A 13,560-nucleotide genomic window follows, 5' to 3' on the forward strand; every position below is an offset into this window, starting at 1 on the left:
CCCGGGGGCTGTCGGCGTTTCCGGCTTGACCTTCGACCCGCTCGAAGCCCGAGGATGGCGGCATGCCGGACGAACTCATGCCGATCGGGGAATTCGCGCGCCGCAGCGGACTCACTGCCAGCGCGCTGCGGTTCTACGCCGATACCGGGGTGCTGCTGCCCGCCGAGGTGGATGCGGTGACCGGGTATCGGTACTACGCCGCGGAGCAGGTGGAGCGGGCCGGGGTGTTGCGCCGGTTGCGGGAGATGAGGATGCCGCTGGGGCCGGTGCTGCGCGTGCTCGACGGGGATCCGGAGCAGGCCGTGCGGCTGGTCCGGGAGCACGCGGCCGCGGTGGCCGCCGAGGCGGCGCTGGCGCAGCGCACCGCTGCCGAGCTGGAGGCGGCGCTCGGGGTTGCGCCGGAGGTGGTCGTCGGGGCCGTGAAGGGGCCGGTGCTGGCGGCGGCGATCGAACAGGTGCTGGCGGCAACCGGTGTCGACCCGGCGCTGCCGGTGCTGGAGGGGGTGTGCCTGGAGGCTTTGCCGGATGCGGTGATCGTGACCGCCACCGACAGGTATCGGCTCTCCACCCGGACCATGGCTCCGGTCGAGGCGCCCGCCACGAACTGGGCGGGGACGATCGCGGGGGCCGATCTGCGCGCGGCGGTGCCGGAGATCCGGCGGACACCGGTGGTCGCGCTGCGCGCCACCGCGCACCGCCTGGAGCTGGGCGCGCGGAGCTGCCGCATCCTGCCGGACGACTTCCCGGACTACCGCGGCATGCTCGCCGCGCTCTCCGAAATCGTGACCAGGGTGACGGTCGGCCGAGAACCGCTGCTCCGCGCGCTGGAGGAGCATCGGGGCGGCGAGATCGCGATGCACGCGACCGGCGAACCCAATCTCGGCGGCACCGTGCCACCCGCCACCGGCGAAGTCCGCATCGGCGGCACCGCGCTGTCCGCGACCGTCATGGGCAGCCCACTGACCCTGCACTTCGACCCCGCCGTCCTGCACCCGGCCATCGCCACCGCCATCGGCCCCGACCTCCTGCTCGACCTGCGCGGCCCGGCCCAGCCGATCACCCTGCGCTCGGCCGACCGCGGCGACCTCACCACCCTCGCCATGCCCATCCACCCACGAAACGGAACCCCATGACCGACCCCACCATGACCGCCATCCTCGCCGCCGTCGGCACCGGCCGCGACGGCGACACCGCCACCGCCCGCACCGCCCTGCTCGAGCTCTGGGCGGGCATCGGCCCGGCGGGCGACCCGCTGCACCGCTGCACCCTCGCGCACTACCTCGCCGACCTCTACGACGACCCCGCCGAGTCCCTCGCCTGGAATATCCGTGCCCTCGACGCCGCCGACACCGTCACCGACGACCGGGTGCGGGACGTGCACGAAAGCCTGCACATCGCAGGCTTCTACCCCTCCCTGCACCTGAACCTCGCCGACGACTACCGCCGCCTCGGCTCCCTCACCCCCGCCGCCGAACACCTCGCCCTGGCCAGGCAGCACGCCCCGGCCCTCGGCCCGGACCCGTACGGCGACCTCATCCGCGGCGCCATCGACGGCGTCGGCGCGGCCATCGCCAGCGGCGACACCGCGCCGCGCGGCTGATCAGACCGGGATTCGCGGGCTCTCCAGGAAGGGGATGACGAAGGCGCGCAGCAGTTCTCGCTCCTCGTCCGGCTCGGCGGGCATGGTGAGCAGCGAGACCACGCTGCGCACCAGCCAGCGGCCGAGACGGCGGGCGGCGGCGGGCTCCAGGTCGGGGCGGAGGCTCGCGACGAAGTTGCGGGCGAGCAGCTCGACGGCGTCCGAGGAGTCGGCGAGCTGGGCGACGACGCCCGCGTTCACCGGCTCGAACCAGACGGCCAGGTACTCGGTGCCGCGCACCGCGGCGAGCACCGCGATCAGGGTGTCGAGCAGGGCGGCGGGGTCGGCGACGGCGCCGCGCTCGCGCCAGACCCGGGCCACGACGCGCTGCGCCTCCCGGTCGGCGAAGGCGACGAAGAGCGCCTGCCGGTTCGGGAAGTAGCGGTACAGGGTGGCGCGCGAGCAGCCTGCCGCGGCGGCGACCTCGGCCATCCCGACCCCGGAGACCCCGGCCAGACCGCGCGCCCGGAAGAGGCTGCGGACCCCGTCCAGGATGCGGTCGGCGGCGAGCTCGGTGCGCGGGCCGGCCAGCCAGTCGCTCACGCGGCGCTCCGGAAGGGGACGCGGGTGGGGCGCCGCACGTACGGGCCGTCGGCGTACTCGACGCCGACGAGGTCGACGGCGAAGCCGGGGTGCAGGGCCAGCAACTCCTCCAGCGCGATCCGGGCCTGCATGCGCGCGGCGGCGGCGCCGAGGCAGTGGTGCGGGCCCTGGCTGAAGGTCATCAGCCGCTGCGGGTTGCGGTGGATGTCGAGGTCGGCGGCGTCGGGGCCGTAGACCCGTTCGTCGCGGTTGGCGGAGCCGTACACCAGCAGCACCTTACGGCCCGCCGGAATCGTCACCCCCTCGATCTCGACGTCGCGGGTGGTGGTGCGGGCGAGCCCCTGCACCGGCGCGGTGAGCCGGAGGAACTCCTCGACGGCGCCGCGGATCAGCTCCGGCTCCCGCACCAGCCGCGCGCGCTGCACCGGGTTGGCGTACAGCAGCTGCACCGCGCCGCCGAGCAGCCCGGTGGTGGTGTCGTTGCCGCCCGCCACCATGGTCCAGGCGTAGGCGAGCAGCTGCACCAGCCCGGTGACGTCGGAGTCGGTGGCGCCGAGCCCGGCCTGCACCAGCAGCGAGACGGTGTCGTCGCCGGGGTCGGTGCGCCTGCGCCGGATGAGCTCGGCGAAGTACCCGACCATCTCCATGGAGGCGGCGCGGGCCTGCTCGCTGCCGGAGACGCCGCCCGCGACGACGGCGTCGGTCCAGCCGTCGAAGCGGTCCCGGTCCTCCTCGGGCACCCCCAGGTAATACGCGACCACCATGCTCGGCAGCGGCTTGAAGAGCGTGCGCACGATGTCGCCGCCGTCGGCGAGCAGCTCCAGCCGCTCCCGGACGAAGGCGCGCACCATCGGCTCCAGCGCCTCCACCCGCCGCGGCGTGAAGCCGCGCGCGACCAGGCTGCGGAACTCGGTGTGCTGCGGCGGATCCTGCATGACCAGCGGCGGGTTCGCGGTCAGCCCGATCTGTTCCAGCTCGCCGTACTCGATGGTCAACCCCTGGCCGGAGGAGAAGGTCGCCGTGTCCCGGGCCGCCGCGTAGACGTCGGCGTGCCGGGTGAGCACCCAGTAGTCGTGCTCCGGCCGCTCGGCCGGGACCACGTGGTGCACCGGGTCGTGCTCGCGCAGCGCCGAGTACATCGGCCAGGGCTCGGCCCAGGTGGCGCCGGTGCACGGCTGGAATACGGCGCGAGACTCATCGAGCAACATGTCCCGAGAGTAAGACAGATTTGCCGATATGTCTAGAACGCGTTCTCGGCGAACTCGTCCAGGTTCGCCGCCGTGCGAGCGGGGATATCGTTTCCGGTACGGGTGTGGGCACACGCGAACAATCGCGGGTGCGGCGCGGGAACGCGAGCGAATTCTCCGGGCCGGTGCGGAACCGCTTACCTCTCCGCCGCAGCGCCGTCACACCCGCGAAACACGGCGTCCATAGCGTATACAGCCATGTCGACACGGTTGAGCACGCTCGCGGACGCCGCGGGGCGCCCGCTGCGGGATGTGGTCTACGAGGCGCTGCGTGACGAACTCATGAACGGGGAGATCACCTTCGGTGAGCGGCTCACCGAGCCCAAGCTCTCCGCGCGCTTCGGCATCTCCCGTACCCCGATCCGGGAGGCGCTCACGGTGCTCTGCTCGGACGGGCTGCTGCAGCGCGCGGAGTACGGCTTCAGCCCCGTGCGGCCGAGCATCCCGCTCATCCGCGATCTCTACGAGCTGCGCATCACGCTGGAGCTGGGCGGCATCCAGCGCGCCATGACCAACCCCGCGGTGCGCCACGACCGCGAGCTGCTGAGCGCCGAGCGCGAGCGCTGGCTGGAGCTGCGCGCCGACCCGCCGGAGCAGCAGCCGGGGTTCGTGGTGCGGGACGAGGAATTCCACGTGACGCTGCTGACGGCCTCGGGCAATGCCGAGCTGGTGCGCGCACTGGTGCAGGTCAACTCCCGGATCCGGCACGTCAGGATGTACGACTTCATGGTCAACAACCGGATCGAGACCACCATCGCCGAGCACCTCGGCATCCTCGACGCGGTGCTCGCCGACGACCTCGCGCTGGCGTACCGCCTGCTGCACACCCACATCGGCGAATCGCTGGACGTCGTCCTCGACCGCGTGACCAAGGCCGTCGCGGCGATGTCGCTGGCCACCGACCGCAACCCCTGATCGGAGCCGCCATGACCGCCCTGCTCGACGAGCCCGCCCTGCACCCGTCGCCGGTGGACCGGGTGCGCGCCGCCTATCGGCGCATCGCCGAGGTGGACCGCCCGGAGGTCTGGATCGCCCTCCGCCCCGAGGCCGAGGTGCGCGCCGACGCCGAGGCGGTGCAGGCCAGGCTGGCCGCCGGAGAGGTATTGCCGCTGGCCGGGCTGCTGGTCGCGGTGAAGGACAATATCGACGTGGCCGGGGTGCCGACCACCGCCGCCTGCCCCGATTTCGCCAGGCACCCGGCCGAGACCGCCGCCGCCGTCGAGCGGCTCACCGCGGCGGGCGCGGTACTGCTCGGCAAGACCAACCTCGACCAGTTCGCCACCGGGCTGGTCGGCACCCGCAGCCCGTACGGTGCGGTGCGCAACGCGCACCACCCCGAGCTGGTCTCCGGCGGCTCGAGCTCCGGCTCCGCGGTGGCGGTGGCGCTCGGCATCGCCGATATCGGCGTCGGCACCGACACCGCGGGCTCCGGCCGGGTGCCCGCCGCGCTGAACGGCATCGTCGGGGTCAAGGCGACACTCGGCATCGTGCCCGCGCACGGCGTGCTCCCCGCCTGCGCGGACTACGACGCCGTCACCGTCTTCGCCGCCGGGCTCCCGCCCGCGGTCGCCGCCATCCGGGTGATGGCGGGCCCGGAGCCGCGCGACCCGCGCAGCCGGAGCTGGCCCGCCGACGTCCCGCTCGCCGCCGCCCCCCGCGTCGCGGTGCCGGTCGAGGCGAACCTGACCGCGCTCTCCCCCGAGTACCGCGCCGCCTTCGAGCGCACGCTGGAGCTGCTGCGCGAGCGTGGCGCGGAGCTCGCCGAGGTCGATATCGCCCCGCTGCTCGACGCCGCGCGGCTGCTCTACGACGGCGCCCTGGTGGCCGAGCGGTACGCCGCGGTCGGCGCGTTCCTCGCCACCGACCCACCCGGCGCCGACCCCACCGTCGCCGCCATCATCGGCGCCGCCGCCACCCCGAGCGCCGCCGCCTTCGCCGCCGACCTGGACACCCTCGCCCGGACGAAAGCGCAGGCGGCCGCGGTACTCGACGGCTTCGCCGGGCTGCTGCTCCCGACCACGACCGAGCACCCGGCGATCGCCGAGATCCAGGCCGATCCGCACACCGTGAACCGGCGCATGGGCACCTTCACCAACTTCTGCAACCTGCTCGACATGGCCTCGATCGCGGTGCCAGGCGTGCCGACCGCGGCCGGGCTCCCGTTCGGCGTCATGGTGGTGGTCCCCGCCTTCGCCGACCAGCTCGCCGTCGATATCGCGGCGCTGCTCACCGGCGACGAGCCGCCGCTGCTCATCCCGGACGCGGTGCCGCTCGCGGTCTTCGGCGCGCACCTGCGCGGGCAGCCGCTGCACCACCAGCTCACCGCGGCGCACGCGCGCTTCGCCGGGGAGATCGCCACCACCGACGCCTACCGGCTGGCCGCGCTGGACACGATGCCGCCGAAGCCGGGGCTGGTGCGGCACGGCCCCGGGCTCGGCGCCCCGATCGCGGGCGAACTCTTCCTGATCTCGCGGGCCGGACTCGGCGCCTTCCTTGCCGCGCTGCCCGCACCCATGGCGCTGACCAGCGTCGATCTCGCGGACGGGCGCAGCGTCGTCGGCTTCGGCTGCGGCTACGACGCCGCGGTGGCAGGCACCGACATCACCGAGCACGGCGGCTGGAAGGCCTACCTGGCAACCCGCTGACCCCGTGGGCCGGCCCCCGGGGGCCGGCCCGGCCGCGCGATGGGACGGGTCGGGCAGTGGCGGCAACGGTTACCTTCGGCAGTGGCCGGTCGGCCGCCTCCCGCGGCGCCGGCTCCTTCAGCACCCGGAAGAGCCTGCTGCACATCAGTCCCCGACGCACCGACCGGACCGATCACCCCTCGTGCACCGGTCCGGCCGGACGTCCCCTCGTTCCGTTTCGCAACCCCTCAGAAGCGATCCGGTACGGGAACCACTGTGCGACCCGCCGCTCATGGCCCGCTTAACAAGACCTTGCGGGCGGAAATGCCGGAATTTGCGCGAGCCGTAACGGTGGGCGGCCAGGAGGGGAATGATGGAGGACAGCGACATCGAGGAGAGTGGAGCAAGCGATGGAAACCGTGGTCGTCTGGGTGCTCGCCTGCGTTCTGTACTGGTGGGGGCTGCTCTAGACGGGCCCCGCGGAACGCGCGAAAGGGCGGTCGGTGCCGGTGGCACCGCCCGCCCTTCGCGTCTGTCGGGTCAGCTCTCGTCGAGCCCGGCGCGCACGCCGTCCTCCACTCGCTTGCCCAGCTCGGCGTCGACATTCCGCCAGTACTCGAAGACCCGGCTCAGCACCGGCTCCTCGACCCCGTCGAGCACGTGCCCGACGATATTGCCGACCAGCCGGTCGCGCTGCTCGTCCGAGAGCACCTCGCGGACCAGCGTCCCCGGCTGGGTGAAGTCACCGTCCTCGGCGTGCTGGAGGTACCCGGCGCGGACCATGGTCGGGTCGAAATCCCAGCGGCCGCCGTCCGGCGCCAGCTCCGGCTCGGCGTGCGGGCCGCCGTAGGAGTTCGGCGCGTAGACCGGGGTGTTCGCGTCGTTGTAGTCGAAGCGCATGGCGCCCTCCTTGGAGTAGGAGTTCACCTCGGCCGCGCGCGCTCGATTCGGCGGCAGCTGCGCGTAGTTGGTGCCGACCCGGTAGCGGTGCGCGTCGGCGTAGGCGAAGACTCGGCCCAGCAGCATCTTGTCCGGCGAGAAGCCGATGCCGGGCACCGTGTTGGACGGCTCGAAGGCGGCCTGCTCGATGTCGACGAAGTAGTTGCCCGGGTTGCGATTCAGCGTCCACTTGCCGACCTCGATCAGCGGGTAGTCGCGCTGCGACCAGACCTTGGTCAGGTCGAACGGGTTGAACCGGTACGTCTCGGCCTCGGCCACCGGCATCACCTGCACGTGCAGCGTCCAGCTCGGGAAGTCGCCGTTCTCGATGCTGTTCCAGAGGTCCTTGCGGTGGTAGTCGGGGTCGGTGCCTGCCACCCGGTCGGCCTCGTCCTGGGTCAGGTAGTCGATGCCCTGGTCGGTCTTGAAGTGGTACTTCACCCAGAAGCGCTCGCCCGCGGCATTGATCCACTGGTAGGTGTGCGAGCCGAAGCCGTCCATGTGCCGGTAGGTCTTCGGGATACCGCGGTCGCCCATCAGCCAGGTCACCTGGTGCGCCGACTCCGGGCGCAGGGTCCAGAAGTCCCACTGCATGTGGTGGTCGCGCAGCCCGCTGCCCGGCAGCCGCTTCTGCGAGCGGATGAAGTCGGGGAACTTGATCGGGTCCTTGATGAAGAAGACCGGGGTGTTGTTGCCGACCAGGTCGTAGTTGCCGTCCTCGGTGTAGAACTTCACCGCGAAGCCGCGCGGATCGCGCCAGGTGTCCGGGCTGCCCTGCTCACCGGCGACGGTGGAGAACCGCACCAGCGACTCGGTGCGCGCACCCGGCTGGAACAGCTTCGCCTTGGTGAAGCGGCTGACATCGGCGGTGACGACGAGCTCGCCGTACGCACCAGCGCCCTTCGCGTGCACCACCCGCTCCGGCACCCGCTCCCGGTTGAACTGGGCGAGCTTCTCGATCAGGTAGTGATCGTGCAGCAGGATCGGGCCCGTGGCACCCGCGGTCAGCGATTCGTTGTCGCTCTCGACCGGGATACCGGAGTTGGTCGTGGTCGGCTTGGTCATAGCGGAAGCCTCCTCTGGCTTTCGGTGGAACGGGCGCAGGCGGCGCAGCGACCCCAGAAGACGACCTCGGCCTCGTCGAGGACGAAGCCGTGCGCGTCGCTCGGGTGCAGGCAGGGGGCCGCGCCGGCGACGCAGTCCACATCGGCGACCGCGCCGCAGCCGCGGCACACCAGGTGGTGGTGGTTGTCGCCGATCCTGGTCTCGTAGCGCGCGGGCGAGCCGGCCGGCTCGATGCGCCGCAGGATTCCGGCCCGCACGCAGGCGTGCAGCACGTCGTAGACGGCCTGCGTGGAGACCGTGCCGAGCGAGCTCCGCACGGCGGCGGCGATCCGGTCGGCATCCGAGTGCGGATGTGCGGCGACCGCCTCGAGCACCGCCAGCCGCGGGGCGGTGACCCGCAGGTTCGCCCGGCGCAGCCAGTCGCGGGGTTCGGTCTCCATGGGTTCGAGTATGCCGCCTTTCTGGAATTAGTCAAGAAAACTAGCTACTCCAGAAAACTGAGGGTTGTGTCGCAGGTCACCTCCGTTCCCGGAAGATCGTCGACCGGGGCGCGGTTGAATGAAGCTGTCGGCGCTCTTGGGCAGCCCCGGGCCGCATCCACTTCGTCGCTGCGAGCGACCACTCGCCGAGAGGCGCTTGCCGGGCGTCGACACCCCAACGTTCGTGTTCGCACGGTTACCCCGTGTTGCTGTTTCGACACCGCCACTGCCCGACTAGCCTTTCCCCCATGACTCGTCGGGCGGCTTGGTTGGTCGTGCTCGCCACCTTCGCACTGCTGACCGGGCACGTGGCCGTTGGCAGCGCGGCGGCGGCGACATCCTGCGGCGAGCCCGCAGGCCGCGAATTCGCCAGGGCCACACCGGAAGAGGTCGGCGTGGACAGCGGGCAGCTGGCCGCGGCGCTCGACTTCGCCGCCGGCCGGAATCGGCTCAGCGTCCAGGTGTTCCGGCACAACTGCCTGATCGGTGAGGGGCGGGGGAACGCGCAGACCGCACACGTGCCGTGGAATGTCTGGAGCGCCACCAAGAGCGTCGTCTCGGTGCTCACCGGCATGGCCTGGGACCGCGGGCTCATCGACCTGGACGCCCCGATCGACCGCTACCTGCCGCCCGGCCTCGGCGATGCGGCGCACCGCGCCATCACCGTGCGCGACCTGCTCACCGAGACCTCGGGCATGCGGGTCGGGGTGATCACCGAGGGGCTGACCGGCGTCATCCCGCTCGACCCGAACAGCGCCGTGCAGGCGCTCGGCGTCCCGCTCGAGCACGAACCCGGCACCACCTTCAGCTACAGCCAGCGCACCGTCGACCTGCTGACCTACACCCTCGAGCGCGCGCTCGGCGAGCCGCTGCAGCAGTTCGCGCAGCGCGAGCTCTTCGACCCGATCGGCATTCCGCGCGGCGACTACTACTGGGCGCGCGACCGCTCCGGCACCACCTACGGCTACGCGCACCTCTTCATCCCGCCGGTCGATCTCGCCCGGATCGGCATGCTGGTGCGCAACGACGGCCGCTGGCGCGGCGAGCAGTTGGTCTCCGCCGCGTACCTGGACGCGGCCCGCACCCCGTCACCGGCGAACGAGTGCTACGGCCACCTCTTCTGGCTCGGCCCCGGCTGCGCCGAGATCCCCGACTTCCTGCCCGCCGGGGTGTATTCCATGGCCGGGTTCGGCGGGCAGAACGTCTTCGTGCTGCCCGAGCTCGACCTCATGGTGGTGTGGACCGGCGCGTACGGCAATGTCAGCCGGTACGGCCCGAGCGGCGTCATCCAGAACACCAGGGAGCTGCCGCACGAGTTCTTCCGCAGGCTGCTGCCCGCGCTCGGCGAGCCCGACCCCGGCCCCTACGTGGAGCCGCCGCTCACCCAGGATCCCGGCGAGTTCATCGACGGCACGCTGCTGCTCGCCGTCTTCGGCATCGGCCTGGCCGCCTACCCGGGCTGCACCGTGTTCAGCTGCTTGGGCGCCCCGCTCGCGCCGCCCTTCGCGGACGCGCCGCCCGGGTGCGCGGTACTCGCCTGTCTCGGCACCGACCCGCGCACGCCCGGCATTCGCTGATCAGTCCAGGCGGGTGCGCCAGCCGTGCGCGTCGTCGGTGCGCAGCGCGGCGTGGTGCCGCTTGCGCAGCGCCTGCGAGATCGGGCCCGGCCTGCCGTCGCCGACGACCCGGCCGTCCACCTCGAGCACCGGCGCCACCCCCGCCGAGGTGCCGGTGACGAAGACCTCGTCGGCGATGTACAGCTCGGTGAGGTCGACGGTGCGCTCCAGCACCGGGATACCGTCCTCGGCCGCCAGCGTGAGCACGGTGCGGCGGTTGATCCCATCGAGAATGTCGCAGCTGACGTCGGGCGTGATGAGCGTGGTACCGCGCACCAGGAAGATATTGGCGGCGCTGAGCTCGCAGACGTGGCCGTTGCCGTCCAGGAAGATGCAGTCGTCGTAGCCGGAGTCGATGGCGTCCTGCTTGGCCAGCACCGAGTTCACGTAGGCGCCGTTCACCTTGGCCCTCGACGGAATGGCGTTGTCCGGAATGCGCCGCCACGGGCTGGATTTCAGCCGCATGCCGTCCTGCGGGACGATCGGCACCGCGTCGTAGACGAACATGCTCACCGCGATGGCGGTACCGCGCACCCGCGTGCCGGGGAGCGATTCGACCACGTGCACCGAGGCACGGACGAACACCTCGTCGTGCGGCTCGTTCGCCGCGACCAGCTCGCGCACCGTGGCCTCGAACCGCGGGTAATCCCACTCCAGCGCGAACCGGTCGATCCCGATGATCTTGCAGGACTCCGCCAGCCTGCGGAAGTGATCCGCCAGCCGGAACGCGGTGCGCACCCCGTCGGTCCGGTGCACCGGAAAGACCGTGTAGACGCTCAGCCCGTACAGCACCGCCGAGGAGGCGACGCCGACGGTCGCCGCGGCGGCGGGGACGAGCCGGTCACCGAAGAACACCTGGGCATGAGGATTCGCCATCGGCGCAGGCTAGCAGCCGCCGCCCGCGCCGGGCGACCTCGTTTCAGCGCTCGCTGAGCAGGACCTCCGCGATCTGGATGGTGTTCAGCGCGGCGCCCTTGCGCAGGTTGTCGCCGGAGACGAAGAGCGCGAGGCCGCGGCCCTCCGGCACGCCGGGATCGCGGCGGATGCGGCCGACCAGCGACTCGTCGGCCCCCGCGGCCTGCAGTGGCGTCGGCACGTCGACCAGCCGCACCCCGGCTGCCTTGCCGAGGATCTCCTTCGCGCGCTCCGGCGAGAGCGGCTCGGCGAACTCGGCATTGATCGAGAGCGAGTGCCCGGTGAAGACCGGGACGCGCACGCAGGTGCCGCTGACCAGCAGCTCCGGCAGCCCGAGGATCTTGCGGCTCTCGTTGCGCAGCTTCTGATCCTCGTCGGTCTCGTCGCTGCCGTCGTCCACGATGGCCCCGGCCAGCGGGATGACGTCGAAGGCGATCGGCGCGACATACTTGTTCGGCGCGGGGAAGCTGACGGCGCTGCCGTCGTGCACCAGCCGCTCGGCATCGTCGATCACCGCGCGCACCTGCCCGGCCAGCTCCTCGACGCCGGCCAGCCCGGAGCCGGAGACGGCCTGGTAGCTGGAGACGATGAGGCGCCGCAGCCCGGCCGCGTCGTGCAGCGGCTTGAGCACCGGCATGGCGGCCATGGTGGTGCAGTTCGGGTTGGCGATGATGCCCTTGACCAGGTTGCGGGTCTGCTCCGGGTTCACCTCGGAGACGACCAGCGGCACCTCGGGATCCTTGCGCCAGGCCGAGGAGTTGTCGATCACCGTGACGCCGGCCGCCGCGAACCGCGGCGCCTGCACCCGGGACATGGTCGCCCCCGCCGAGAAGAGCGCGATATCCAGCCCGCTGGGATCGGCGGTCTCGGTATCCTCCACCTCGATCTCGCCGCCGCGCCACGGCAGCTTCTTCCCCGCCGAGCGAGCGGAGGCGAAGAACCGCACCTCGTCGGCCGGGAAATTCCGCTCTTCCAGCAGCTTCCGCATCACGGCGCCGACCTGCCCGGTCGCGCCGACGACTCCTACCCGAACACCCATGGGCTCATGCTCCTTTCGACCTGGTCGGGAGCCCGCCGTGGCTGCGCTCCGCTACCGCCTCCGGGCTCGACCCGACCATGTCAGCGCCCCGTTCCCGCGTGCACGACGGCGACCTCGTCGCCGCCGAGATCGAAGGCGCGGTGCAGCACCTGCACCGCGTGGTCCAGCTCGGAATCCTTGACCAGCACCGAGATCCGGATCTCCGAGGTGGAGATGAGGTCGATGTTCACGCCCGCCTCGGCGAGCGCCTCGCAGAAGGTCGCGGTGACGCCGGGGTGGCTCTTCATCCCCGCGCCGACCAGCGACACCTTGCCGATGTGGTCGTCGTAGAGCACCTGGGAGAAGCCGATCTCGCCCTGCCGTTTGGTGAGGAACTCGACCGCACGCGCGCCGTCGTCCTTGGGCAGCGTGAAGGTGATGTCGGTCTTGCCGGTCTCGATCTTGGAGATGTTCTGCAGCACCATGTCGATATTGATCTCGGCGTCGGCGACCGCGCGGAATACCTTCGCGGCGTACCCCGGCTCGTCCGGCAGCCCGACCACCGTCACCTTGGCCTCGCTGCGGTCGTGCGCGACGCCCGTGAGGATTGCTTGCTCCAAGGGGATGTCCTCCATCGATCCGTAGACGTAGGTGCCCTGCTTGTCGGTGTAGGACGAGCGGACGTGCACGGGCACGTTGTAGCGGCGCGCGTACTCGACGCAGCGCAGCATCAGAACCTTGGACCCGCAGGCCGCCATCTCCAGCATCTCCTCGTAGGAGACCTGGTCCAGCTTCTGCGCGTCGGCGACGATGCGCGGATCGGCGGTGAAGACGCCGTCCACATCGGTGTAGATCTCGCAGACGTCGGCCTCCAGCGCCGCGGCCAGCGCGACGGCGGTGGTATCGGAGCCGCCGCGGCCGAGCGTGGTGACGTCGCGGCTGTCCTGGCTGACGCCCTGGAAGCCGGCGACCAGCACGATGGTGCCCTCGTTCAGCGCCTCGCGGAGCCGGCCGGGGGTGACATCGATGATCTTGGCCTTGCCGTGCGCGCCGGTGGTGATCACCCCAGCCTGCGAGCCGGTGAACGACCTGGCCTCGGCGCCGAGCGAGTGGATGGCCATGGCGACCAGCGCGTTGGAGATGCGCTCGCCCGCGGTGAGCAGCATGTCCATCTCGCGCACCGGCGGCGAGGGCGAGACCTCCTGCGCCAGGTCGAGGAGTTCGTCGGTGGTATCGCCCATGGCGGAGCACACCACCACGACGTCGTGACCCTGCTTCTTGGTCTCGACGATCCGTTCAGCGACGCGCCGGATACGCTCGGCGGTGGCCACCGAGGATCCTCCGTACTTCTGAACTACGAGAGCCACAGCGGGTCCTCCAGGGTCGGCAACGTGCAGGTAACAGGCTCCAAGGGTACCGGCCGGACCCCGCCGTTCCGGCCGCTACCTCCGGCTCCTGTGGAAAAGCACACAGCT

The 13,560-nt window shown here is 71.6% G+C and carries 12 protein-coding genes; 5 read left to right on the top strand and 7 right to left on the bottom strand.

All coding sequences use genetic code 11. The features are described 5' to 3' along the window. Positions 1-62: 62 nt before the first annotated feature. On the top strand, positions 63-1,133 hold the full coding sequence (locus NH2_RS03675) for a DNA polymerase III subunit beta family protein (RefSeq protein WP_067648159.1): 1,071 nt from the start codon (positions 63-65) through the stop codon (positions 1,131-1,133). Continuing rightward, the gene (locus NH2_RS03680) at positions 1,130-1,600 is read left to right on the top strand and encodes a hypothetical protein (RefSeq protein WP_067648162.1); all 471 of its coding nucleotides are present in this window, start codon (positions 1,130-1,132) and stop codon (positions 1,598-1,600) included. The genes NH2_RS03675 and NH2_RS03680 overlap by 4 nt, the downstream gene beginning before the upstream one ends. On the opposite strand, the gene NH2_RS03685 is transcribed toward NH2_RS03680, so the two are convergent. Next, positions 1,601-2,182, bottom strand: a complete 582-nt coding sequence (locus NH2_RS03685; protein ID WP_067648165.1) for a TetR/AcrR family transcriptional regulator — start codon at positions 2,180-2,182, stop codon at positions 1,601-1,603. It lies immediately after the preceding gene. Next, the gene (locus NH2_RS03690; RefSeq protein ID WP_067648168.1) at positions 2,179-3,390 is read right to left on the bottom strand and encodes a cytochrome P450; all 1,212 of its coding nucleotides are present in this window, start codon (positions 3,388-3,390) and stop codon (positions 2,179-2,181) included. The genes NH2_RS03685 and NH2_RS03690 overlap by 4 nt, the downstream gene beginning before the upstream one ends. A 237-nt stretch (positions 3,391-3,627) precedes the next feature. Here NH2_RS03690 and NH2_RS03695 point away from each other — a divergent pair, with 237 nt between their 5' ends. Both NH2_RS03695 and atzF read left to right on the top strand, forming a co-directional pair. Next, on the top strand, positions 3,628-4,344 hold the full coding sequence (locus NH2_RS03695) for a GntR family transcriptional regulator (RefSeq protein ID WP_067648170.1): 717 nt from the start codon (positions 3,628-3,630) through the stop codon (positions 4,342-4,344). A gap of 11 nt (positions 4,345-4,355) precedes the next feature. Beyond that, positions 4,356-6,074 (top strand): allophanate hydrolase, encoded by a 1,719-nt coding sequence (gene atzF / locus NH2_RS03700; RefSeq protein ID WP_067648173.1) that lies wholly within the window; start codon positions 4,356-4,358, stop codon positions 6,072-6,074. A 519-nt stretch (positions 6,075-6,593) separates the two neighbouring features. On the opposite strand, the gene NH2_RS03705 is transcribed toward atzF, so the two are convergent. Both NH2_RS03705 and NH2_RS03710 read right to left on the bottom strand, forming a co-directional pair. Then, positions 6,594-8,057, bottom strand: coding sequence for a catalase (locus tag NH2_RS03705; RefSeq protein ID WP_067648175.1), 1,464 nt, complete (start codon positions 8,055-8,057; stop codon positions 6,594-6,596). Then, positions 8,054-8,497, bottom strand: a complete 444-nt coding sequence (locus NH2_RS03710) for a Fur family transcriptional regulator (RefSeq protein WP_067648178.1) — start codon at positions 8,495-8,497, stop codon at positions 8,054-8,056. Before NH2_RS03710 ends, NH2_RS03705 begins: the two co-directional genes overlap by 4 nt. A 287-nt stretch (positions 8,498-8,784) precedes the next feature. On the opposite strand from NH2_RS03710, the gene NH2_RS03715 reads away from it, so the two are divergent. Continuing rightward, positions 8,785-10,113, top strand: coding sequence for a serine hydrolase domain-containing protein (locus NH2_RS03715; RefSeq protein ID WP_067648181.1), 1,329 nt, complete (start codon positions 8,785-8,787; stop codon positions 10,111-10,113). Here NH2_RS03715 and NH2_RS03720 read toward each other — a convergent pair whose 3' ends face one another. From NH2_RS03720 to NH2_RS03730, 3 genes are all read right to left on the bottom strand, one after another. Continuing rightward, positions 10,114-11,028, bottom strand: a complete 915-nt coding sequence (locus NH2_RS03720) for an aminotransferase class IV (protein ID WP_067648184.1) — start codon at positions 11,026-11,028, stop codon at positions 10,114-10,116. Positions 11,029-11,071: 43 nt separating this feature from the next. Next, positions 11,072-12,106 (bottom strand): aspartate-semialdehyde dehydrogenase, encoded by a 1,035-nt coding sequence (locus tag NH2_RS03725; protein ID WP_067648187.1) that lies wholly within the window; start codon positions 12,104-12,106, stop codon positions 11,072-11,074. Between the two features lie 80 nt (positions 12,107-12,186). Further along, positions 12,187-13,452, bottom strand: a complete 1,266-nt coding sequence (locus tag NH2_RS03730) for an aspartate kinase (protein ID WP_067648190.1) — start codon at positions 13,450-13,452, stop codon at positions 12,187-12,189. Positions 13,453-13,560: the final 108 nt, after the last annotated feature.

Source organism: Nocardia harenae NBRC 108248 (assembly GCF_001612885.1).
Classification (GTDB): Bacteria; Actinomycetota; Actinomycetes; order Mycobacteriales; family Mycobacteriaceae; genus Nocardia; species Nocardia harenae.

What these genes read in the sequence shown, in the direction of transcription:
- NH2_RS03690 (WP_067648168.1), bottom strand. Translation starts at nt 3,390, where the DNA reads ATGTTGCTCGATGAGTCTCGCGCCGTATTCCAGCCGTGCACCGGCGCC.
- atzF (WP_067648173.1), top strand. Translation starts at nt 4,356, where the DNA reads ATGACCGCCCTGCTCGACGAGCCCGCCCTGCACCCGTCGCCGGTGGAC.
- NH2_RS03680 (WP_067648162.1), top strand. Translation starts at nt 1,130, where the DNA reads ATGACCGACCCCACCATGACCGCCATCCTCGCCGCCGTCGGCACCGGC.
- NH2_RS03715 (WP_067648181.1), top strand. Translation starts at nt 8,785, where the DNA reads ATGACTCGTCGGGCGGCTTGGTTGGTCGTGCTCGCCACCTTCGCACTG.
- NH2_RS03675 (WP_067648159.1), top strand. Translation starts at nt 63, where the DNA reads ATGCCGGACGAACTCATGCCGATCGGGGAATTCGCGCGCCGCAGCGGA.
- NH2_RS03705 (WP_067648175.1), bottom strand. Translation starts at nt 8,057, where the DNA reads ATGACCAAGCCGACCACGACCAACTCCGGTATCCCGGTCGAGAGCGAC.
- NH2_RS03725 (WP_067648187.1), bottom strand. Translation starts at nt 12,106, where the DNA reads ATGGGTGTTCGGGTAGGAGTCGTCGGCGCGACCGGGCAGGTCGGCGCC.
- NH2_RS03695 (WP_067648170.1), top strand. Translation starts at nt 3,628, where the DNA reads ATGTCGACACGGTTGAGCACGCTCGCGGACGCCGCGGGGCGCCCGCTG.
- NH2_RS03710 (WP_067648178.1), bottom strand. Translation starts at nt 8,497, where the DNA reads ATGGAGACCGAACCCCGCGACTGGCTGCGCCGGGCGAACCTGCGGGTC.
- NH2_RS03720 (WP_067648184.1), bottom strand. Translation starts at nt 11,028, where the DNA reads ATGGCGAATCCTCATGCCCAGGTGTTCTTCGGTGACCGGCTCGTCCCC.